General features: G+C 70.0%; 21 protein-coding genes. 10 read left to right on the forward strand and 11 right to left on the reverse strand.

Going from position 1 to position 21,920, the window contains the following annotated elements:
- The 4 genes from VF697_RS04100 to fabZ all read right to left on the reverse strand — a co-directional run.
- The coding region (locus tag VF697_RS04100; RefSeq protein ID WP_331092159.1) for a beta-ketoacyl-[acyl-carrier-protein] synthase family protein at positions 1-942 on the reverse strand (942 nt) is incomplete at its 3' end.
- Complete coding sequence (locus VF697_RS04105; protein WP_331092160.1) at positions 939-1,997, reverse strand: beta-ketoacyl synthase N-terminal-like domain-containing protein; 1,059 nt, start codon at positions 1,995-1,997, stop codon at positions 939-941. The genes VF697_RS04100 and VF697_RS04105, both read right to left, overlap by 4 nt.
- Positions 1,994-3,199: a beta-ketoacyl-[acyl-carrier-protein] synthase family protein gene (locus tag VF697_RS04110; RefSeq protein ID WP_331092161.1), complete on the reverse strand. Its 1,206-nt coding sequence runs from the start codon at positions 3,197-3,199 to the stop codon at positions 1,994-1,996. Before VF697_RS04110 ends, VF697_RS04105 begins: the two co-directional genes overlap by 4 nt.
- Positions 3,196-3,663, reverse strand: coding sequence for a 3-hydroxyacyl-ACP dehydratase FabZ (gene fabZ, locus VF697_RS04115; RefSeq protein ID WP_331092162.1), 468 nt, complete (start codon positions 3,661-3,663; stop codon positions 3,196-3,198). The genes VF697_RS04110 and fabZ overlap by 4 nt, the downstream gene beginning before the upstream one ends.
- A 129-nt stretch (positions 3,664-3,792) precedes the next feature.
- Here fabZ and VF697_RS04120 point away from each other — a divergent pair, with 129 nt between their 5' ends.
- From VF697_RS04120 to VF697_RS04130, 3 genes are read left to right on the forward strand one after another with little or no spacing between them, the layout of a single operon-like run.
- Positions 3,793-5,502, forward strand: coding sequence for a radical SAM protein (locus VF697_RS04120; protein WP_331092163.1), 1,710 nt, complete (start codon positions 3,793-3,795; stop codon positions 5,500-5,502).
- The gene (locus VF697_RS04125; protein ID WP_331092164.1) at positions 5,499-6,257 is read left to right on the forward strand and encodes an SDR family NAD(P)-dependent oxidoreductase; all 759 of its coding nucleotides are present in this window, start codon (positions 5,499-5,501) and stop codon (positions 6,255-6,257) included. Before VF697_RS04120 ends, VF697_RS04125 begins: the two co-directional genes overlap by 4 nt.
- A gap of 2 nt (positions 6,258-6,259) precedes the next feature.
- Entirely contained in the window at positions 6,260-6,454 is a 195-nt protein-coding gene (locus VF697_RS04130; RefSeq protein ID WP_331092165.1) for a hypothetical protein, read from the forward strand.
- A 15-nt stretch (positions 6,455-6,469) separates the two neighbouring features.
- Here VF697_RS04130 and VF697_RS04135 read toward each other — a convergent pair whose 3' ends face one another.
- The 3 genes from VF697_RS04135 to VF697_RS04145 are packed head-to-tail and all read right to left on the reverse strand — an operon-like array spanning position 6,470 to position 9,066.
- Complete coding sequence (locus VF697_RS04135; RefSeq protein ID WP_331092166.1) at positions 6,470-7,465, reverse strand: hypothetical protein; 996 nt, start codon at positions 7,463-7,465, stop codon at positions 6,470-6,472.
- A 35-nt stretch (positions 7,466-7,500) separates the two neighbouring features.
- Positions 7,501-8,601, reverse strand: a complete 1,101-nt coding sequence (locus VF697_RS04140) for a hypothetical protein (protein ID WP_331092167.1) — start codon at positions 8,599-8,601, stop codon at positions 7,501-7,503.
- A 15-nt stretch (positions 8,602-8,616) separates the two neighbouring features.
- Positions 8,617-9,066, reverse strand: coding sequence for a MaoC family dehydratase (locus tag VF697_RS04145; RefSeq protein WP_331092168.1), 450 nt, complete (start codon positions 9,064-9,066; stop codon positions 8,617-8,619).
- A gap of 84 nt (positions 9,067-9,150) precedes the next feature.
- On the opposite strand from VF697_RS04145, the gene VF697_RS04150 reads away from it, so the two are divergent.
- Together VF697_RS04150 and VF697_RS04155 are read left to right on the forward strand one after the other, a co-directional pair.
- Entirely contained in the window at positions 9,151-9,936 is a 786-nt protein-coding gene (locus VF697_RS04150; RefSeq protein ID WP_331092169.1) for a hypothetical protein, read from the forward strand.
- Between the two features lie 205 nt (positions 9,937-10,141).
- Positions 10,142-10,663 carry a pilus assembly protein PilP gene (locus tag VF697_RS04155; RefSeq protein WP_331092170.1) on the forward strand — a complete coding sequence of 174 codons (522 nt, stop codon included), beginning with the start codon at positions 10,142-10,144 and terminating at the stop codon, positions 10,661-10,663.
- A 28-nt stretch (positions 10,664-10,691) separates the two neighbouring features.
- Here the strand turns inward: VF697_RS04155 and rtcA are convergent, their stop codons facing one another.
- Positions 10,692-11,765, reverse strand: coding sequence for an RNA 3'-terminal phosphate cyclase (rtcA, locus tag VF697_RS04160; RefSeq protein WP_331092171.1), 1,074 nt, complete (start codon positions 11,763-11,765; stop codon positions 10,692-10,694).
- Between the two features lie 67 nt (positions 11,766-11,832).
- On the opposite strand from rtcA, the gene VF697_RS04165 reads away from it, so the two are divergent.
- Positions 11,833-13,083: an SLC13 family permease gene (locus tag VF697_RS04165; protein WP_331092172.1), complete on the forward strand. Its 1,251-nt coding sequence runs from the start codon at positions 11,833-11,835 to the stop codon at positions 13,081-13,083.
- A gap of 3 nt (positions 13,084-13,086) precedes the next feature.
- Here the strand turns inward: VF697_RS04165 and VF697_RS04170 are convergent, their stop codons facing one another.
- Positions 13,087-13,920: a hypothetical protein gene (locus VF697_RS04170; protein ID WP_331092173.1), complete on the reverse strand. Its 834-nt coding sequence runs from the start codon at positions 13,918-13,920 to the stop codon at positions 13,087-13,089.
- 269 nt (positions 13,921-14,189) lie between these two features.
- On the opposite strand from VF697_RS04170, the gene VF697_RS04175 reads away from it, so the two are divergent.
- The 4 genes from VF697_RS04175 to VF697_RS04190 are packed head-to-tail and all read left to right on the forward strand — an operon-like array spanning position 14,190 to position 18,520.
- Entirely contained in the window at positions 14,190-15,413 is a 1,224-nt protein-coding gene (locus VF697_RS04175) for a glycosyltransferase family 1 protein (protein ID WP_331092174.1), read from the forward strand.
- 25 nt (positions 15,414-15,438) lie between these two features.
- Positions 15,439-16,749, forward strand: coding sequence for an ABC transporter substrate-binding protein (locus VF697_RS04180; protein ID WP_331092175.1), 1,311 nt, complete (start codon positions 15,439-15,441; stop codon positions 16,747-16,749).
- A 5-nt stretch (positions 16,750-16,754) separates the two neighbouring features.
- Positions 16,755-17,675 carry a sugar ABC transporter permease gene (locus tag VF697_RS04185; protein ID WP_331092176.1) on the forward strand — a complete coding sequence of 307 codons (921 nt, stop codon included), beginning with the start codon at positions 16,755-16,757 and terminating at the stop codon, positions 17,673-17,675.
- Positions 17,675-18,520 (forward strand): carbohydrate ABC transporter permease, encoded by an 846-nt coding sequence (locus VF697_RS04190; RefSeq protein ID WP_331092179.1) that lies wholly within the window; start codon positions 17,675-17,677, stop codon positions 18,518-18,520. Before VF697_RS04185 ends, VF697_RS04190 begins: the two co-directional genes overlap by 1 nt.
- A gap of 15 nt (positions 18,521-18,535) precedes the next feature.
- Here the strand turns inward: VF697_RS04190 and galE are convergent, their stop codons facing one another.
- Both galE and VF697_RS04200 read right to left on the reverse strand, forming a co-directional pair.
- Positions 18,536-19,510, reverse strand: a complete 975-nt coding sequence (galE, locus tag VF697_RS04195) for a UDP-glucose 4-epimerase GalE (RefSeq protein WP_331092177.1) — start codon at positions 19,508-19,510, stop codon at positions 18,536-18,538.
- The gene (locus VF697_RS04200) at positions 19,437-21,788 is read right to left on the reverse strand and encodes a family 1 glycosylhydrolase (protein ID WP_331092178.1); all 2,352 of its coding nucleotides are present in this window, start codon (positions 21,786-21,788) and stop codon (positions 19,437-19,439) included. Before VF697_RS04200 ends, galE begins: the two co-directional genes overlap by 74 nt.
- Positions 21,789-21,920 lie beyond the last annotated feature (132 nt).

Consider the following 21,920-nt stretch of genomic DNA (forward strand, 5'->3'; position numbering starts at 1 on the left):
GATGTAGCCCACCGCGCTGGCGGGAAGGCGGGCGTGGCGCAGCGCTCGTTCCATGGCGCGCCGTGCGGCGCCGCCGTCTGGCCGAGGCGCCGTCACCCGGTAGGCATCCTGCGTTCGCCCCCAGCCGAGGATGCTCGCCAGGGGTCGGGCCCCACGCCGCAGCGCCCGTTCCTCGGACTCGACGAGGAACATCGCCGCGCCCTCCCCCACCACGAGCCCATCCCTCCGGCGATCGAAGGGCCGGCACGCATCCGGAGCGTTGCGAGGAGACGGCGCCCCCAGCCGCGACATGCCGCCGATGCCGAGTGGATTCACCATGGAGTCCGTCGCGCCACACAGCACCACCGAGGCCTCCCCCCGCTCGATGAGCGCGGCGGCATGCGCCACGGCGAGCCCACCGGCCGCACACGCCGACACGTGCACCGTCGTCCCTCCTCGGAGCCCAAGCAGTTCCCGGAGCGCCTCGGCCGCGAGGTCGAGCCGCGCACGGAAGCGCACCGGGGGCAGGGAGGCCTCCGGCTCACGGGCCCAGGTGATGCGGCCCTCGTCGAACAGGGGGCCGAAGTCCCCGAGGAAGGCCTGCTCCAGCCCGAGCGCCACCGAGAGGGAGGCGTCCTGCTCGTCGGGGCCACACCGCGCACTCCTCCAGGCCTCCTCCGCCGCGAGCAGTCCGAAGAGCAGCTTGCGATCCCGGATCGCCCCGCTCGCTTCGAGCGAGTCGAGCAACCTCGCGCCGGGGCCGAACGAGGACAGTCGATCGCGCAACGTGCCGGAGCCGATGGGGGGAACCTCGCCCGCGACCTGGGTGGGGAACGTGCGTGCGTCGAACGCGCGGATGGAACCGACCGCGCCACGGCCCTCGGCCAACCCACCGAAGAACGCGGGCGCCCCCACCCCGAAGGCGGACACCACCCCGACTCCCGTGATGACGGCGCGAGTCATTCCACCCCCCCCGCCAGTTCCACCAACCCCACTTCTCCGTCCACGCCCAGCGAGAGCACCAGGACACGGCGGGCCCGCCCCTGTGTGAGCAGATCCACCGCCGCCGCCCACGCCAGCGCGGGAGAAGCGGCCAGCGCCTCGCCCAGCACCTGCACGGTGTCAAAGGCCCGCACGCCCAGCCGAGCGGCCTCGCTCCCCAGTTCCCCGGCCTTCACGGCCCCCCACGCCGCCGTGAGGACGGTGTCCACCCGACCCTCGCTGGCGGCGAGCGCGCCCGAGAGCCCGGCCCTCGGGAGCACCTCGCAGCGCTCGATGAAGGCGAGCGCCGGCTCATCGGACCTGGAGGAGAGCGCGAGCAGCCCCGCTCCCTCTCCGGGCACCAATCCCTGAGCGGCGAACCCCTCCCGCCCCAGCTCGGCCCAGGTCACCGGGTGCAGGGCGGAGTCCGAACCTCCCGCCACGGCCCGCTCGCACTCGCCCGTGGCCACGGTCGCCACGGCCTCGCGCAGGGCGCGCACCGTCCCGGCGCCTCGCGAGAAGAAAGCACCGTTCGGCCCGCCCACGCCCTCCAGGATGGCTCCGTGACAGAGCGTGAAGTTGTTCATCAACTGGAAGGCGAAGAGCGGGTTGCACGCGGCGAGCCCCTCCTGGCCGAACCGCTCCAGCGAGAGCGTCCTACCCTGGATGCTGGCCTGGAGCATGGCCGTCAGCTCGTCCATGGCTCCGCCCGAGGCCCCCACTCCGAGGAAGGCGCCGATCTCCTCGTGCCCCTGGCTCCAGCGCGCGTCGCGGAGGGCCTCGCGCATCACCACCGCCGCCAGCCGCGCGCCGCGAGACATGAGCTTCCGCTGGCGCCCGTCCCCCGCGTCCTGCGCGGGCGCGAGCGCGGGGACTCCAGCCGCCTCGACACCGGGATGGGTCGCCGAGAGCGCATGCGAGGTGGAGCGCAGGGGGTTGCCCGTCACCACCGCGTCCCCCAGTCCTCGCCACCCGAGGCCGAAGGCGCTCACCGCCGCCGCACCGACGACGGCCACCCTGGAAGTGCGCTCCGTCATGCGCAGCGCCGGACCACGAGGCTGGTGTTCGCCCCGCCGAAGGCGAACGCGTTCACCAGCGCGGTCCCGGCCCCCTGGTGCACGGCCTCCCCGACGACATGCGGAAGGTCGCAATCCGGGTCCGGGGTCTCCAGTCCCGCGGTGGGCAGCATCCGCCCGCCCACCACCGCCTCATGGGCACAGACGACTCCCAGGGCCCCAGCGCCCGCCACCCAGTGCCCCAGCGCTCCCTTCACGCTGCCCACGCGCGCCCTCGCCAGCCCGTCCCCGAGCACCGCGCGAAGGGCTCGGGCCTCGACTGGGTCATTGAGCGGCGTGGAGGTGCCGTGCGCCTGCACGTAGTCCACCGCCTCCACCCGTGCGTCCCGCAGCGCGGCCCGCATGGCCCGCCGTGCCCCATCCCCCTCCGGGTCCGGAGCGGTGAGGTTGTAGGCATCGAGCGAGCGCCCCACCCCGGCGATCTCCGCCTCCGCGCCACCGCGCTCGACCGAGAGCACCACCAGGGCCGCGCCCTCGCCCACCACGAAGCCATCCCGGCGCGAGTCGAAGGGCCGGGAGCACCCCTTGGCGCTCAGGATGCCCAGGTGGCCGAAGCCCGCGAGCATCAGCGGATCCACGTCCGCGCCCACGCCGCCGCACAGGGCCACGTCGCACAGTCCCAGCCGGAGGGCCCGCGCCGCCTCGATGATGGCCGCGCTGCCCGAGGCACACGCCAGCGACACGGTCTGCGCGGGGCCTCGCGCGTCCCACTCTCCGGCGAGCATCGAGGCCACGGCCGCCGGGGACACCACGGAGGCATCGATCTTCGCCGCCAGCGCGGGGGCCTGTGCCCCGAAACGCACATGGTCGAACGTCCGCCCGCCCCCGGCCGCCCGCGCCAGCTCGCACACGGTGGCGAGCGTGGCCCGCCCGGACTCGGCGCCGATGAACACCCCGAGCCGCTCCGGCGCGACGGACACGCCCGCCCGAGCCCACGCCTCCCGCGCCGCGCGCCGCGCCAGCCCGAGCCGGCGATCCGGCCCCTCCAGCTCCGGATCGAGCACGGGAGCCCCGACGGTGCAGGGAAACCCCTCCACGTCGAAGTGGGTGATGGGCCCGATGGCGCTCCGCCCCTGGGCGAGGGCCGCCGCGGTCGAGGGCCAGTCCCGCCCCAGGGCGGAGACCACGCCCACCCCGCGGATGAAGACGCGCCGGGCGCTCACGGCTCCTCCGAGGAACCGTGGAGCCACACGTTGAGGACCTCGCGGCGTTTGGCGACCAGCGAGGCGTGCTTCACCTGCGCGAAGGCGAAGGTGAGCTCGGCCTCGGCGACGAGCTGCTCGTCCACCCGAGCGAAGGCCCGCACCTGGCCACCGTCCTCGCTGGCGGTGAGCCCCTTGGCCTCCAGGAGCATCTTGTCCCCTGGCCGTACGAGCCGGCGGAACTTGGCGCGCTCCACGGACACGAGTAGCGCGTGCAGGTCCGAGCGACCCCGGGAGCGCATCGTGGCCTCCAGCAGGACGCCGCCGAGCTGCGCGAGCGACTCGAGGATGAGCGCGCCGGGCATCACGGGGTGTCCCGGGAAGTGGTCGACGAAGACGTCATCGGCGAGCGAGACGCACTTGACGCCCAGGGCCTGCTCGGGCGGGTGCAGCTCGGTGATCCGGTCCAGCAACACGTAGCGCATGGGGGACCGGGAGCATAGCGCGCCCACGTGAGGGGCCCAGGGGGCATCTCGTGCGCGGAACCCCTTGACCCGGCGAGGGGGAGCAGTGCCTTGATCGCCCCTCCCCACCCGACGTCCCTTGGAGCACCCATGGACTGCACCAGCTGTGGACCGACGCCCACGCCTCGGAAGGACCGCCCCCACACCTTCCTGATGCACGAGATGTCCCGGTGCCCGACCTGCCGGACCGAGGTGGAGGGCCGCGTCGTGCTGCGCGACGAGCAGGTCTACTCGCTCCAGCACTGCACCACCTGTGGCCCGTCGGAGCTGCGCATCGCCAACGACGCGAAGGCCTACATCCAGACGTTCCTCGCGCGGGGCGAGGTGCCCGAGGGCCTGAAGAGCGACCACATCTTCAAGCACACCACCTCCACCTGCCCGCACTGCCTGGCCCTGACGCGGGCCGAGGTGGTCATCCGGGAGGGCAAGGTCTTCTTCAAGAAACAGTGCGAGAAGTGCGGCCCGTCCGAGGCGCTCGTCTCCGAGGACGCGAAGTACTACGTGAGGGCCTACGCCTTCGCGCGCGCCGGCACCGAGCCGCTGAAGTTCGCCGCCGAGGTGAAGCACGGCTGCCCCACGGACTGTGGCACCTGTGGGGACCACGAGCAGCACACGTGTCTGCCCATCGTGGAGATCACCGACCACTGCAACCTCGAGTGCCCCATCTGCATCGTCAACAACCAGTACGCCAACCACCTGGACCCCGAGGTCTTCCGGGCCCAGGTGGACACGCTGGTGCGCAACGAGGGGCAGTGCGAGTCGATCGCGCTCTCGGGCGGCGAGCCCACGAGCCACCCTCGCCTCTTCGAGCTGCTGGAGATCGCCAACCGTCCGGAGATTGGCCGGGTGGTGGTCATCACCAACGGCCTGCGGCTGGGGCGGGACAAGGCCTTCGCGCAGCGCCTGAAGGACACGGGGGCCTACGTGGGCCTGCAGTTCGACGGCTTCACCGCCGACACCCACGAGAAGATCCGCGGCAGGGACTTGTGCAAGGAGAAGGCGGCGGCGCTCGCGATGCTCAAGGAGCTGAAGATCCCCACGCAGCTCATCTTCGTGGCGACGCGCGGGGCGAACGAGCACCAGATCGGCCAGATGGTGGACCTGTTCCTCTCCGAGGATCACTTCCTGTCGCTGAACTTCCAGCCGGCGGCGTTCACCGGCTTCGGAGGCGGGCGCTTCCCGCATGATCCGATGGACCGGCTCACCATCCCGGGCGTCATCAAGGCCATCGAGGAGCAGACGCAGGGGCGGATGAAGATGAGCGACTTCTCGCCGCTGCCCTGCTCGCATCCCCAGTGCGTGTCGCTGACGTACCTCCTGCGCCTGGACGATGGCACCCACATCCCCTTCGGACGCTTCGTGGACTTCAACCGGCACGGCACGCTGCTGCGCTCATCGGCGACGCTGGGGGCCTCGCCGGAGATCCACGATGCGCTCAACGACGTCATCCACGACGTCTTCGCCCGGCAGGATGAGATCGAGCGGGGCCCGGAGATCCTCAAGGCGCTGCGGCGCTCGCTGGACGTGATGTTCCCGGACCGGCCCGTCTCCGCGAAGGAGGCGGTGCGGATCGGCGAGCAGCAGGCGAAGTCCATCTTCCTGCACCACTACATGGATCGGCACGACTTCGACCTGGAGCGGCTGCGCAAGTGCTGCCACCACTACCCCCAGGTGGACGGGCGCATCATGCCGGCGTGCGGCTTCAACATGTTCCACCGCGGCGCCGCCAAGGGCCCTGAGACGCCCACGGCCCCCTTCGGCAAGAAGCCCTGGTCCATGCCGCTTCCGGTCCTCAAATGAGCACGCCGGGGAGCCGATTGCTGGAAGGGCGGCTCGCGCTGGTGACGGGCGGCTCTCGCGGGCTGGGCCGGGCCATCTGCTTGGCGCTGGCTCGCGAGGGCGCCTCCGTTGCCTTCAACTACCTGCGCGCGGACGCCGAGGCCGAGAAGACGCTCGCGGCGCTCCGGGAGCTGGGCGCGCGGGCGTGGGCGTTCAAGATCTCAGTGCTGGACCGGGCCGGGCTGCAGGAGATGGTGCGCACGCTGGAGCGCGAGGCGGGCGTGGTGGTGGACGTGCTCGTGAACAACGCGGGCATCGGCCAGGTGGTCCCCGTGGCGCTGATGGAGGAGGAGGACTGGGACCGGATGATGGACGTCAACGTGAAGGGGGCATTCCTCACCTCGCAGGCCGTCATGCGGGGGATGGTGCGGGAGCAGCGGGGGCGCATCCTCAACATCAGCTCGCTGGCCGGAGCGAAGATGATGCAGGCGCCGGTGCACTACTGCGCGGCGAAGGCGGCGATGAAGGGCTTCACCGAGGGACTGGCGAAGGAGTTGGGGCGCTACGGCATCACCGTGAACTGCCTGGCCCCCGGCGTGCTGAACGAGGGCGTGAGCCACAACCTCCCCCAGAACCGGCTCCAGGAGTTCCTCCGCCACTGCGCGCTCGGGCGGGTGGGCACGGTGCAGGAGTGCGCCGAGGTGGTGGCCTTCCTCGTCTCGGATCGCAACAGCTACATGACGGGCAGCACCATCGTCCTGGACGGGGGCGTGTGAACATGGACGAGAAGCCGCCGGACCCGCTGCCCTTCCCGACGAGCCTCTGCCACCGCTGTGCCGCGCCGCCCCGGTACGTGCGGACGAAGACGTCCACCTTCATCATGTGCCCGCTGCTGCCGCAGAAGTACGCGCCCCAGCCGGTGGTCCGGTGCGCGCTCTTCCGCCCGAAGTCGCCAGACACGGAGCAGAAGTAGCGGGGCCCGGGGTGCTCAACCGAGGTGTTGCAGCTCGCGCGAGAGCTGGGTCTCCAGGTCGCGGATGTTCCGGTACACGAGGCACCGGTGGCCCGCGACGTCGAACTTGAGCTCCTTGAGATCGCGCACGAGCAGCACCGTCTGCCGTCCCCTGCCCCACGCGTAACCGACCTCCAGGTACACGTTGGGGTTGGCCATGGAGAGGTCCGCGATGACGACCTTCGCGGTGTCGATGCGCTCCTTGATGCGCTGGATGATGGCGCCCTCGAACACGGCCTGATCCACGCGCTCACAGAGGAGCCCCGCGGCCCTCACGGGCCCCAGGATGCCGTAGTGGTAGACGTCCTCCAGCTCGGGAGCGAAGGGCATCGCGACGAAGGCGTGGGGCTTGGCCAGCGACTGCGCACCGGCCGTGGCCAGGGAGGGTGCCTGGACGACCTGGTTCATGCGCTTGACCCGGAAGCCCCAGCCCGTCGGGAGCGGCTCCACGCCGGGGCTCCCTCCGAGGCCTCGCTCCAGCGCCTTGCGCAGCCGCTCCACGCGCTTCGGCCGCAGCTCCACCACGGTGATGCGCTCGAGGCTCTCCGGGCCAGCCCCCCGCAGGAAGGCCTCGACGAGACCTCCGACGAGCGCGAGCGCCGCCTCGTCCTCGTCGAGCCCGTAGTTGGTGCCATGCACCGTGCAGGCGACGTGACGGATGCCGGAGCGGGACTCGAGCGCCTTGAGCGCCCGGGCGGCGAACTGGCGGATCTCGTGGTAGCCGAAGTTCCCCAGACGCACGGTCCCGAGGAAGAGGGCCAGGGGCGCGCCGAGGGTGCCTCGCGTCTCGACGAAGAGGTGGGCCCCGACAGCCACCTCGAGCTGCGACCGCGGGACGCCAATTGACTCGAGCCGCTGCGCGACCGCGCTGTCCGCGCCGTAGAAGTTCTGCGCGTGCTTGAGCAGCACCACGTCCGCACGCGCGTCGGTAATGTCTCCGGCTTCCAGCACCACGTCGAGGGCAGCGCTCATCGCGGAGGAACTGTAGGGTTCCTCCAGCCCCCGCTTCAATGCTTCGGCCAGAAGGTGACGGTCTTCTTGCCATTCAGCGAGGCGACGAGCTTCTTCGTCTTCGCGTTCCACAACCGGGCCAGCTCCTGGCTCTCGGAGGCCTGGCCCTCCACGAGCACCAGCTCGCCGCGCGTGGCCACCGAGATGCCTCCGCTCACGTCCAGGCCCTCCGGCGGGACGAGCCCCTTCGCGCCTTGGATGCGCATGGGCATCGAGAGATAGGGGAGCTCGCTGTCCGTGCTCTCCCACACGTACAGCGGACCGCCCGCGGTCTCGAGCTGCTTCCAGTTCCCCTCGTCCGACGTCTGCTTCACGGCATTCAGCGCCGCGAGCTCGGGAGCGTCCTCGAGCACCGGCTTGAAGGCCTCGTTGGACTCCGCCTCCAGCTTCTCGGGAGTGGGCCCGATCGCGTCATAGGCCTCGAGGGCGCGGATCTCCGCCGCGTAGTCCCACCCATAGGACGTGTCCTTCGTCTCGAAGCGCTTCCACGTGCTGCCCTCCAGCCGGAAGGCGTGCGCCAGGCCCGGCTGGCCATCCAGGGCCGCGGGGTAGCTCTTGCCCTCGAAGACGATCTGCTTCTGGTCACCCTCTCCCTGGCCCTCCCGAGGGTCCTCCATGAGCGCCACGGGGCGCCCCTCGGCGTCGAAGCCGAGTCCACCGAGCGTCCCCAGCGTGGGGCTCGACAACGGCGCGCCCTGCCCGGTCGCCAGATCCACCCGCCACGCCTGGGGCTTCCCCCCCTGGCTCGGCCCCGCGAGGTAGACCAGCCCCTCCTTGCCGTCCTTGCTCCAGGCCAGCTTCACGCCTCCGCAGTCGCTGGGGAGGGTGAAGACGGTCCTCGGCTCGCCCGGCGGGGTGTGTTGGACCCAGCGGCACTTCCCGTCGGTGGAGGGCTCCAGGTACGAGAGCGTGGCATCGGTCACCGGCGCCACGGTGGGAGCCGGTGCCGGAGCGGGCGCCGGGGGCTTCGTCGCTGGAGCGGGAGTGGCCGCGGCCTGGGGCTGTGGCGCGGGCTCCGGGGTCTTGTTCGACTTGCAGCCGGCCAGCAGCAGCCCGGCGACGAGCGCGTGGTGCCAGAGGGGGTGAGCAATGCGCATGGTGGGAATATTGCCTCATCCCGACGCGGGACGGCGGCGGAACAGCACGGTGGCGAGCTCGGTCATCACCACCTCGCCCTTCTGGTTGCGCGCCTCCATGCGGGTCTTGACGCTGCCCCGGTCCGCTTTGCTGCGCGAGGGCGTGGAGGCGAGCACCTCGATGCGCGCGGAGAGCGTGTCCCCGGGCCTCACCGGGAGCAGCCAGCGCAGCTCGTCCAGGCCCGGCGAGCCCATGCTGGCGGAGTCCTTCAGCACGGAGCCCACCAGCAGCCGATGGCAGATGGCCGCGGTCTGCCAGCCGCTCGCGATGATGCTTCCGAAGATGGACTGGCGGCCGGCTTCATCATCCAGGTGGAAGGGCTGTGGGTCGTACTGCCGGGCGAACGCGAGGATCTCCTCGCGCGACACCTCGTATGACCCGAGCTCGAGCACCTGGCCCACCTGGAAATCCTCGAAGTAGCGCATGCATCCCTCCGAATGCGTTCGGATCCCAGCATGCCCCGTTCTTGAATGGCGGGCAGCCTCATCTCGTTCTGGTAGGAAATCCTCATGAACGCCGACACCCCCGTCGTGAACCGGATCGATCACCTCATGATCGAAGCCGAGGATCCGTCCTTCCTCTTCCAGCTCTTCAGCGAGACGCTGGGAATGACCGTCGCGTGGCCCCTCAAGGACTTCGGTGAGTTCGTGAGCGGCGGCATCTTCGTTGGGAACGTGAACCTCGAGTTCATCCGCTGGAAGGGGCTGCGTTTCGGGAAGGCACCTCCCCCGCTCGGGAAGGGCGAGGCCGTGTTCAGCAGCATCTCCTTCGAGCCGCATGGCTCCACGGCCTCGGCCCTGGAGGAGCTGGACCGACGAGGCGTCCGCCATGGGGTGCCGCGTCCCACTCCCCACTGGACGAACGCGATCATCGGCGCGCCGCTCGATTCACCCTTCGTGACCTTCATCACCGAGTACCACCTCGATTTCCAGGGCTGGCGCCGCTCCCTGCGCGAGGACCTGGAGGGCAAGAAGGGAGGAAGGCTCGGCATTCAGGAGGCACGAGTGCTCCAGATCGAAGTCTCCCCTCTGTCCGAGGCCGAGGTCGGCTGGGACGCACTGCTCCGCCCCCACCACCGCCCGGCTCCGTACACCTGGACCTTCGATGGAGGACCGGCCATTCGGCTCGTGGCGGGACGCGGCAACACGATCCGCGAGCTGGTCCTCGGGGTGGCATCCTTGAAACGCGCTCGGGAGGAACTCAGCCGGCTGGGCCTGCTCGGGGACGGTTCCGCCCGTCACGTGGAGCTCCTCCCAAGTGCCCTCCAGGGTCTGAACTTCCGCCTGGAGGAGTGACGCGGCGAGGGCGGCCGCGACGCTGCAAAGTAATGGCCTCGCTGTAGAGCCCTCGCTCACTGGCGAGTCGTGGACAGCCCCGTCCCCGGGGCTTGCCGTGTCTCGGAGGCAGGAGGCGTATCCTGCGAGTGCTCGCGGGTCCGCGGCCACGCCGATGGGAACCCGTACACCCAGCGCGGTGTCCGTCCTCACCAGGAGGTGTTCCATGAAGCCGTCCCTTGCCGCCCTCGCCTTCGGAGTCCTGTTCTCCGGTTGCTCCGTGCGCTCCCCCGAAGCCGCGCTCCTGCCCACCCCACCGCGCTCTCTCGCTCCCGCCACTTCGGCACCCGCCCCCGCCATCAAGGCCAGCCCGGCTCCCGTCTCCACGTACCACTACGTCCCCGCTGGGAAGCGGGATCCCTTCCGCGTCGACTTCGAGCTGCCGCCTCCGCCCCCCTCTCCCCAGAGCTGCGAGGAGCCCCTCTGCCGCTTCGGCCTCGACGAGCTGAAGCTGACGGGCATCGTCTCGGGCATGGGGCGCCCCGTGGCCGTGCTCGAGAGCCCTCGGGGGAAGGGCTACTCGGTCTACCCGGGCAGCAGGATCGGCAAGTACGGCGGCGTCGTGAAGCACGTCCTCCGCGACTCCGTCGTCGTGGTCGAGTCCTGGCCCGATGGCCAGGGTCACTCGCGTGAGGAGGAGACCGTCCTCCGGATGCGCGAGGATGCGCCGCTCACGCTGGAAGAATAAGAGGTGCGGCCCGAGGGCCGTGCCCGCGTCAAGCCGGAGCAACCTCGACCGCTCCGCCTGGATCCACCGTCACCCGCACCGGCAGGAAACGCTCGAGGACCCGCGCATGCGTGGTGAGGTGCTCCGTCACCCGCTCCGTCGTGTAGCGCGTGGTCCCTGGTGACGCCGGGCCCAGCTTCCCCGCCGCCAGCAGCGCCGCCGGCAGGAGGATCTGATCCCCGAGGTGCTCGTCCAGCGCGCCCCCGCTCTCCATGAAGCGCACCACCTCCTCCGCCGCCTCGCGGCCCACCTCTTCCGCCGGACGCCCCCGCGCGCCCAGTGCCGTGAAGCCGGCAATGGTGTTCTCGAACTGGGCCAGGATGAACGTCACCGTCCCCGCCGAGCGTGTCGTCGGCAGCGGCCGGTTCTCCGCGTGGCTGTAGAGGCCCCGCTCGCGCAGCGCCGCCACCGCCGCCTTGGACTGCCGCTCCGCGATGCCGAAGGGCAGCCCGCCCACGAACGAGCCCACCGACATGTCCCGCAGCGTCCCACGCGCGGGCAACTCCACCCGCAGCGGGGGCAGGTGCACGGGGCCGACGTCGGCGATGAACTCTCCCGCCCCTTCCGGGTAGAAGCCCGCGTGGATGAGCCGCAACGAGGTGCTCAGCCCATACGCCCGAGCCACCGGGAGCCACACGCCCACGAGGTAGTGGTAGCTGGGGCTGTGCGGCAGGTGCGTCCCCCCGCGCAGGGTCAGCGAGCCACCCCCCGCGAGCGCCAGCGGATAGAAGAGGCACTGGAAGAGCAGTGGCGTGCTGCCCGCGGTGCCCACCTCCAGCACGTAGTCGCCCGGACGCACCGTCCCCGGCTCGAAGCGCAGCTCCGAGGCCCCCACGCCGGCGCCCTCGCTCCGCCCTCCGCTCAGGGCCTCCGCGCCTCGCACGCAGGCGAGGTGCTGGGGTCGCAGTCCCGAGGGCTGGCGGTTGGCCCGCACGCGCGTCAGGTGGAAGGGCCGTCCGGTGATGAGCGACAGCGAGAGCGCCGAGCGGAGGATCTGCCCCCCTCCCTCGCCCTCGCTTCCATCCAGCTCCACCGGCCCATCGTGGCGGTCGGTCCCTGCCATGCCCCTCCCCGTCCAGAATCAGGAGGGCGCAGCCTAGCAGAAGGCTTTCGGCTACTGTCCGCCCGCCGTGGCCCTCGCCATCTTCCTGTTCACCTACGTCTTCATCGCTGGCATCAAGCTCCCCTTCCCCCGGCTGGATCGCCCCGGAGGAGCGCTCGTGGGCGCCGTCCTCATGGTGGTGGCCGGCGTCGTCGCCCCCTCCGAGGTCTTCAACTACAGCTCCGACTCCTCCCGGCACGCCGTGGACATGGACACGCTCGTGCTGCTGCTGGGGATGATGCTGCTGGCGGACTACCTCTCGCAGGCCGCCTTCTTCCGAGCCGCGGGCGCCTGGGCGCTCCGCAAGGCCCACACGCCCCGGCTGCTCCTGGTGGCCGTGGCCTGCACCAGCGCCTTCCTGTCCGCCTTCCTCGTCAACGACACCATCTGCCTGATGCTCACCCCGCTCGTGCTGGTGGTCGTCGAGGACGCGCGCCTGCCTCCCATCCCGTACCTGCTGGCCGTCTGCATGGCCTCCAACTCGGGCTCGGTCGCCACCTTCACCGGCAATCCGCAGAACATGCTCATCCAGGGCGCCTCCGGGCTGCCCTATGCCCAGTTCGTGGCCTACATGGCGCTGCCGGCCGTGCTCTCCACCGGCGTGGTCATCGCGGGGCTCCTCTTCGTCTTCCGCAAGGAGCTCACCCACGAGCGCTTCGAGGCGCACCCGCCCCCGCCTCCCATGGATCGGCCGCTGCTGGGGCTCACACTCGTCACGCTGCTCGGGGTGGTCGCCGCCTTCTTCGTGGGCCTGCCCATGAGCTGGAGTGCCCTGACGGGCGCCGCCGTGGTGATGACGCTGTCGCGCCGCGCCCCGCCGCGCCAGGCCATCGAGCGCGTGGACTACGTCCTGCTGCTCTTCTTCGCCTGCCTCTTCGTCGTGGTGTACGGCGTCAACAAGGCGGGCTGGGCCGATGACATCTACCGCGTCTTCTCGCCCTTCATGTCCGGGCCGCCCTGGCGCGAGACGCTCGGCTTCGCGGGGCTCACGCTCGTGGCCTCCAACCTCTTCAGCAACGTGCCCTTCGTCATGCTCGCGCGCGCCTGGGTGCCCACGCTGCATGATCCCGTGCTCGGCTGGCACGTGCTGGCGCTCGGCTCCACCCTGGCCGGCAACCTCACGCTCGTGGGCAGCGTGGCCAACCTCATCGTCTTCGAGGCCGCTCGGGGCAAGGCGGAGATCAGCTTCCTGGGCTACCTGCGCGTGGGCCTCCCCATCACGCTCATCAGCTTCGTGCTGGGGCTCGCGGTGCTCCTCGCGGAGCACGCCCTGTTCTGAGGGCTACTGATCCGGGTCCGGCAGCTCGCCGGGTGCCAGCTCGGAATCCGCGGGCTGCTCGGGAGCCGGGGCCTCGCGGCCGGTGCGGTTCACGCTGTCCGGATCGGACAGCTCGGAGCCCTCGGGCAGCGGCGCGCCGCCCTTGCGATCCTTCGGCGTCAGCTCCTGCGCGAACCGCTCCGCCAGCACGTCCAGCAGCTCCGTCATCTGCTGGCGGAACAGCGAGGGCTCCTTGCCCACCTGGAAGGGATCCAGGTGCTCGGCACCCTCGGAGACCCGATCCACCTTGAACGGATGGCGCCAGATCTCCGCACGCCCATTGAGCTTGAACATCCGCGCATAGCCCTGGATGTACGGGCCCGCGCGACCGTCCTTGCTGCGCATGCCGTAGTCCTGGATGACGAACTCCACCACCGTGTCCGCTCCCAGCGGCGCCAGCAGATCGTAATCCGGAGCGTTCGCCGGCACCTCCTCCACCAGGAAGCTCTCCAGCACCGTCGCCACCCGTGCTGGATCCAGCGTGTTCACCCAGGGCCGCTCCCGCGGCAGGTGCCGGAAGGTATTCACCCGCAGGCGCTCGGAGACCTCGAAGCGCGTCACCGCCGAGGTCAGCTTCGCCTGGAGCCGGCGATCCGCCTCCTTCGGCTCCAGCTTCTTCAGCTTGTCCTTGTAGGCGCTGTCCTCCCGGAACACGAGGCTCCGAGGGCCGGCGTCGATCTCAATCCGGGAGATGAAGGCGGGCCGCTTCACCCGATCCAGGTCCGCGCCCACCAGCCGCTGCGAGGCGCAACCCGTCATGAGCAGCGCCAGGAATACGAGGAATGAGTTCCGCCCCATTCCTCACACATACCGCGAATTTCCGCCTCCACCCAACTTCAGGTGTTGAGTGAGCAACCCACACTCCCGCCCGCTTTCAGCGAAGTGAACAGAGCCAGCGGCAGACATGCGAGCTGGCCCACGGCAGGGCCGCCCGTCCGGGCCGGTTCGAGGAGCAGGTGCGCTGTCGTGGGGAGCCCTCGGGTACTGGCTTCCGGTCCAATGGGTCTGGCACGGAAGGGAGCCCACCTTCCCTGCGGCGTCGTACACCCTGCCGGAGGGACATCACCATGCAGCACACGGATGGGCGCAATGGGACGGGAAGCTCGCTACCGGACCTCGTCTGCTTGTCGCACCTGCGCTGGAACTTCGTCTTCCAGCGTCCGCAACATTTGATGTCGCGCTTCGCCCGCGAGCGCCGCGTCTTCTTCGTGGAGGAGCCAGCCTGGGGCCCCGGCCCCACCTCCCTGAAGGTCGTCCGCTCCCCGGAGGGGGTCTGGGTGGCCACGCCCCACATCCAGGTGGAGGGCGCCACGCAGGTGACGCCCGATCCACCGCCGGGCACCCGGGTGGAGCCGGAGGAGCTGGCGGCCATCCAGCGGGAGCTGCTCGCCGCGCTGCTCGCGGACCATGGCGTGGACGACTTCGTGCTCTGGTACTACACCCCGATGGCCCTGGCCTTCTCGGGGAAGTTGCAGCCGCGGGCGGTCATCTACGACTGCATGGACGAGCTGTCCGCCTTCAGCGGAGCCCCGCCCATCCTGGTGCAGCGCGAGGGCGAGCTGATGCGCCGCGCGGACGTCATGTTCACCGGGGGCCACCACCTCTACGAGGCCAAGCGGGAGCGCCACCCCAACGTCCATCCCTTCCCGAGCAGCGTGGACGTGCCGCACTTCGCGCAGGCCCGCCAGGGGCCCGCGGACCCGGCCGATCAGGCCGGCATCCCACATCCGCGCATCGGCTACTGCGGGGTCATCGACGAGCGGATGGACCTGGCACTGCTCGAGGCCGTCGCCCGGGCGCGTCCGGACTGGCAGTTCGTGATGGTGGGCCCGGTGGTGAAGATCAATCCGGCGACCCTGCCGAGCCTGCCCAACATCCACTACCTGGGTGGCAAGCATTACAAGGAGCTGCCGTCCTATCTCGCGAGCTGGGACGTGGCCATGCTGCCCTTCGCGCGCACGCCGGCCACCCGCTTCCTCAGCCCCACCAAGACGCCCGAGTACCTCGCGGCGGGCAAGCCCGTGGTGTCCACCTCCATCCGCGACGTGGTGCGCCCCTACGGTGAGCTGGGCCTGGTGCGCATCGCGGACACGCCGGAGGACTTCGTCCAAGCCATCGAGGCCAACCTGTCCCAGTCGCGCGAGGCGTGGCTGCCCAAGGTGGACGAGTTCCTCTCGCGCCTCTCCTGGGACCACACCTGGCGCGGGATGAAGGGCCGCATCGACGAGGCGGTGGCGGGACGCCCCCGGTGGAACCTGGACTCCTCGCTGGAACCGCTCTCGGACATGTGACACGCTCCGCGCGAGCGAGTCACACATGCCGCCATCCCTTGTCGTGTCGGAGTTGAGCCGTCGGCGGCTCCTGGCCTGGGCACTCCGGGCCGGAGCCGCTGTCGCCTTTTCTGGGTGTGAGGGTTCCAAGAGCAAGGAGTCCACCCGTCCAGGCGTCATCACGCTGAGGTTCTGGACCGGCTTCACCGGCGGGGATGGGGCCTACATCAAGAAGATCGTCGAGGACTTCAACGCGGCAACGCCCCGCGTCGAGGTCAAGATGACGACCTACATGTGGCTCGACCTCTTCCAGAAGCTCGCGGGAGCGGTGATCAGCGGGCAGTCCCCCGACATCGCCGTCATGCACGTCGATGACATCCCGACCAATGCCGCGCGGACCCTCATCACGCCCATCGACGAGGTGGCCCGGGCGCTCGGGCTCCAGGAGTCCGATTACACCTCGCGGATGGTGTGGCAGGGCGGGCTCTACCGAGGCAAACGCTACGGCATCCCGCTCGACATGCATCCGCTCGGGCTGTTCTACAACAAGACGGTGCTGCGGAAGGCCGGCCTGGATCCGGAGAAGCCACCACGAACGGGCGACGAGTACATGGCGGCCCTCGAACAGCTCAAGGGCCACGGCATCCAGGGCCACTGGGTGTCGCCCTTCCTGTTCACCGGGACGTTCCAGTTCGAGACCTTGCTGTGGCAGTTCGGCGGCGACCTGTTCGACCCGGAGGGCACCCGGGCGACCTTCGACTCCGACGCTGGCGTGCAGGCGATGACCTGGATGGTGGACCTGGTGAAGAAGGGCTACAGCCCCGCGAACGTCGCCCAGGACGCCGACTACCTCGCGCTCCAGAACGGGCGGAACGCCTTCAACTGGAACGGCATCTGGCAGATCAATGCACTCAAGGAGGTGCCGAACCTCGAGTGGGGGGTAGCACCCATCCCGAGGATCGGCTCCCAGCAGGCGGTCTGGGGCAACTCCCACCAGTTCGTGCTCCCGCGGCAGCCGTCGCAGGACCCGGCCAGGCAGGAGGCGGCGCGCGCCTTCCTCCAATACATGAGCCAGCGCTCCATCGACTGGATGAAGAGCGGTCAGGTCCCCGTGCTCAAGAGCGTGGCCGAGAGCCCGGAGTTCCAGTCGCTGACGGAGCAGAACCAGCTCGCCCAGCAGGCCTCGTACATCCACTTCCCCCCAGCGCTCGCGGGCATCAATGACGCGCTGGTGCTCATCGACAGGGCGGTGAGCCAGGCCGTGCTCGGCAAGGCATCGCCCGCCGACGCACTGAAGGCGGCCGCGGCGCAGGCCACGCAGGTGGTGCAGCACAACCGAAAGAAGTACGGAGCCTGACCCCCATGCAGACGGAAGCCCACACCCGTGCTCGCGGGCAGGAGCCCCAGCCGATCCGGTACGTGGGGCGTGTGACGCCGTACCTCTTCCTCGCCCCGTACCTCCTGCTGTTCGCGGTCTTCGTCCTGCTCCCGGCCATCTACGGGCTGTGGATCAGCCTGCATGACTGGGACTTCTTGCTGCCCGCCAAGCCCTGGGTGGGGCTGAGCAACTACACGGAGCTCTTCACCCCGGGCTCGCGCGACTTCGTCGACTTCTGGCAGAGCATGCGGGCCACGGGGATCTTCACGCTCTTCAGCGTGCCGTTGCTCGTCACCGTGCCCCTGCTCGTCGCGATGCTGCTCAACCGCCAGTTCCCCGGTCGCGCCTTCTTCCGCGCCGTCTACTTCGCGCCCTACGTGCTCGGCGTGGCCGTGGTCGGCGTGCTCTGGCGGTTCCTGCTCGATCCCAACCTCGGCCTGGTCAACTACTACCTGGGCGCGTCCATCCCGTGGATCACCGACGTGCCCTGGGCGTGGATCTCCCTGGTCGGCATGACGGTGTGGTGGACGTTGGGCTTCAACGCCATCATCTACCTCGCCGGGCTGCAGGACATCTCGCCCGAGCTGTACGACGCGGCGAAGGTCGATGGGGCCAACGGCTTGCAGCGCTTCCTCCACGTCACCCTGCCCGGGCTGAGGCCGGTGCTGCTGTTCGTGCTCACGGTGACGATCCTCAACTCGGCCAACATGTTCGGCCAGTCCTACCTCATCACCCGGGGCGCTCCGGCCAACGAGACGCGCACCGCGATCATGTTCATCGCCGAGACCGGCCTGCGCAGCTTCCGCATGGGCAACGCCACGGCCATGAGCTACGTCCTCGGGCTCGTCCTGCTCGCCATCAGCGCCTTCAACAACCGCCTCCTGCGGCAGTGGAGGGACTCGTGATGGAGACCACCCGCCAGGGCCGACCCCTCAACCGGCTCCTCTCCTACGCCCTGATCGTGCTGTTGACGTGCGTCTTCGTGGCCCCGCTGTTTTGGATGTTGAGCACGTCGCTGAAGACGAACTTCGACGCGACCCGACAGCCGCTGTCGTGGATCCCCCGGCCCTTCACGACCCGGGGCTACGACGTGCTGCTCACGACGGCCTCCGAGACGCCCGTGCTGCGCTGGTTCTTCAACAGCCTGCTCGCGGCCCTGGGCAACGCGCTGCTCGTGGTGAGCACGTCGGTCCTGGCGGGCTACGCCCTGGCCCGGCTGGACTTCCCCGGCAAGCGGGTGCTCTTCAGCCTGATCGTCGGGACGCTCTTCATCCCTCCGTTCCTCTTCCTGGTCCCCAACTTCCTGATCGTGACCGAGATTGGCTGGCTCGACTCGCTGTGGGCCCTGATCGTGCCTGGCGCGGGAGGCGCCTTCGGCGTCTTCTTCATGCGCCAGTTCTTCTCGGCCCTGCCGCGGGAGCTGGAAGAGGCGGCGCTGCTCGACGGCGCCAATCAGTGGCAGATCTTCTTCCGGGTCATCCTGCCCCTCTCCCGGCCTGGCATCGCGACGCTCGGGGTGCTGTCGTTCCTCGGCAACTACAACGACTTCCTCTGGCCCGTGTACGTGCTGTTCAGCCCGCACAACTTCACGCTCCCGCCCGGCCTGTCCATCCTCCAGGGCGCCTATACGACCGACTACCCGGTGATCATGGCGGGCGGAGTCATCGCCAGCATCCCGGCGATCATCCTCTTCGTCCTCGCCCAGCGACACATCATCGAGGGCGTCTCCCGCAGCGGCCTGAAGGGCTGACAGCGCGCCCTGGGTCTAGCGGTGGTTGTTCTGCATCCAGCGCCAGGCGGACTCGATGATGGCATCGAGCTTCTGCTGCGTGGGGTGCCAGCCGAGCTCGCGCGTGATGCGCGCGGAGCTGGCGATGAGCACCGCCGGGTCTCCGGCCCGCCGAGGACCCTTGCGCACGGGAATCTCCCGGCCGGTGACGCGGCGGGCGGTGTCGATGACCTGCTTCACGCTGTAGCCCTCGCCTCCGCAGCCCAGGTTGTAGATGGAGCTGGGGTGCCCCTTGGCCAGTGCATGCAGGGCTCGCACGTGCGCCTGCGCGAGATCCACCACGTGGATGTAGTCGCGCACGCAGGTGCCATCCGGCGTGGGGTAGTCGTCTCCGAAGACGGTGATCTCCGGAATGTGGCCCACCGCCGCCTGGAGCACCAACGGGATGAGGTGCGTCTCGGGTGAATGGCGCTCCCCGCAGCGGTCCGTGGCGCCGGCGGCGTTGAAGTAGCGCAGGCTCACGTAGCGCAGCCCGTACGCCCCGTCGTACCAGCGCAGGGCCCGCTCGAAGGCGAGCTTCGTCTCGCCGTACGGGTTGGTGGGCTGGGTGGGATCGCTCTCCTCGATGGGCTGCTTGGCCGGCTCGCCGTAGACGGCGGCGGTGGAGGAGAAGACGAGGACGCGCACCTCCGCCTCGCGCATGGCGTTGAGCAGGCTCAGCCCCCCGAGGACGTTGTTGAGGTAGTACTTCGCGGGGGCCTTCACCGACTCGCCCACCAGCGAGTCGGCCGCCATGTGCACCACCGCCTCCACCTTGTGCTGGGTGAGCGTCTCGCGCAGCAGCGCGGTGTCGAGCAGGTCCCCCTTCACGAAGGCGGCGCCCTCCACCACCGCCTCCCGGTGGCCCTTGTAGAGGCTGTCGTAGACGACGACCTCGTCACCCCCCCGCAGCAACTCCTCCGTCACCACGCTCCCGATGTAACCCGCACCGCCCGTCACCATGACCTTCATCGGCATTTCCTCCACACACCGCGCAGGCCGTCCGGCCACCGCCGGCCGTCCGTTGCATGGGCTTGATTTCGTCCTCTTCGAGGTAACGCTCCAGGGCCTTGGTGAGCGGAGGCATGAGCTGGGCGCGCTCGCTCGCCAGGGCGCTATAGCGAGGCCGCGCCGCCGCCCACCCGAAGGAGGCCAGCGGACGGCCCTCCACCCGCCGTGGATCCAACCCCACCAGGGTAGCGGCCTGGCGCGCGAGCTCCGCCCACGTCACCTCTCCCACGTTGGTGAGGTGCAAGACGCCGCTCGTCTCGTCGAGGAGCAGGTCCAGGCAGGTGTGCACGAGGTCCGGCACGTACGTGGGGGAGACGACCGCGTCATCCACCGCCGCGAACCGCTCCCCGCGCGCGAGCGCCCCGAGCGCGATCGTGACGAAGTTGTGCTGGTCCCACGGACCGAAGAAGGCGCCGGTGCGGACCACCAGCGCATCGGGCATCCGCTCCAGCACCCGGCGCTCGGCCTCCACCTTGCTGCGGCCGTACTGGTTGAGCGGCTGGACATGGCTGCTCTCCAGATAGGCCGAGCTCTGCTCGCCCCCGAAGACGAGATCCGAGGAGAAGGTGACCAGCCGCACGCCGTGTGCCTCGCAGGCGGTGGCGAGCACCTCCGGGCCGAGGGCGTTCTCGCGGAAGCACCGCTCGGCATCCGCCTCGGCGTCGTCCACGCGCACGTAGCCCGCGGCGTTGATGACGGCCCAGGGCTGGAAGCGCTCGAGCGCGCGCTCCACCGACTCCGGTGAGGCGATGTCCATGTCCTGGCGTGACAGGAGCCGGAAGGCGATTCCGCGCGTCGTGCACAGCCGGGCGAAGGCCCGTCCCAGCGTCCCCGTCGCGCCCGTGATGAGCAGGGGCCGAGGTGCCTCGGAGCCGGGACGTGGGGTGGGCACGAACGTCTTGTAGGGCACCGGGCTGTCGCCATGGAGGCTGGCGGCGAAGTTGACCTCCGGGCGCTCGTCGCGCCGCCACCAGCCGGGCGAGGCGAGCACCGGGTGCTCGAAGGTCCCTCGGGTGGCCAGCGAGTGCGTCATCCAGGCCAGCGCGGTGGGGCGCGGGCGTGGCGAGCGCATGTCGAAGACGCCGGGCTCGTAGAAGCCGCGCTCGGCCGTCACCAGCGTGTTCCAGTCGTAGGCGCCCAGGAGGCTCCACACGGTGAGGGCTCGCACGTCGACGCCCTCCTGCCGCAGCGAGCAGACGGCGTCCCACGCCTCCCCCAGCCAGCGCAGCTGGTCCTCACGGGTGCAGCCCAGGTGCACCTCGGTGAAGGCCACGGGCAGGTGGTAGCGCTCCCAGGCCCAGGAGAGCACGTCCCGGTGGCCGGAGATGGCGTCCTTCCACACCCCCGCCACGTGCACGTCCGCGTAGCGGTCGCGGTCGTTGCCGCCATGGGACCAGGCCGGGTAGTGCTCCATCCGCTCGTCGAGCAGCCGGTCACTGGTGATGTAGTAGTTGATGCCCACCACGTCCGGGGGCATGGGGTTGTCGAGGAACCACCCGAGCTCCTGCTCCGAGACGCCCCAGCTCAGGAGATGGGGCCACAGCGGGTGCTGGCGGTCGATGCGCCCGCAGAGCAGGTCCAGGCTCAGCCAGCGCCGGTGGTTCTCGAACTCCGCCTGGTAGGCCAGGTGCGGAGTGCTGTAGGTGCGCCCCATGTCCTCCGTCTGGATGAGACGGGCGTTGGAGTTCACCTCGCGGATGGCGCGCATGGCCTCCACGATGGCGCGGCACTGCACGATCATCGTGCGCGCGAACGTGGGGTAGTCCTTGCCGTGCGGGTACCAGTGCCCGTAGAGCCCGCTGAAGCGCCCGGTGGTGAGCGGCTCGTTGACGGGGGTGTAGTCCTCCACCCACGGGTAGCGCTCGGCCACGGCCCGCGCGTACTGCGCGAGCTCGAAGGGGAAAGCCGGGTCCACCAGGCTGGTGTGCCGCGGCCCGCTGCCGTGGTGGACGAGGCCGACGATGGGCCGCACGCCCAACTGCCGCAGGCGTGCCAGCCGCGCGTCCGGCCACGTCCAGTCCGCCCGGTGGGGACCCCGCGGGGCGATGTGCTCCCAGAGCACCGGGTAGCGCAGGGCCTTGATGCCGAGGGCCGCGATGAGGTCCAGGTCCTCGATGCGCTCCCAATGGCCGCTGCGCTTCATTTGATCCAAGTACCGGTCCCCTACCCGGTTGACCGTGCCCTCCATGCCGCCCCACACCTCGGGCAGTCCGTCGAGCTTCCTGGAGTTCTCGCTCACGCGTGACCCTCCACCTGCATCTCGAGCAGGTCCTTGCGGCGCACGCCGATGATCTTCGTGCAGAGGGTGAGCGCCTGCGCCACCACCTGGTCCATGTTGTAGTACTTGTACGTGGCCAGCCGGCCCACGAAG

Origin of the sequence: Archangium sp., from assembly GCF_036388035.1 — a bacterium.
Lineage (GTDB): Bacteria > Myxococcota > Myxococcia > Myxococcales > Myxococcaceae > Archangium.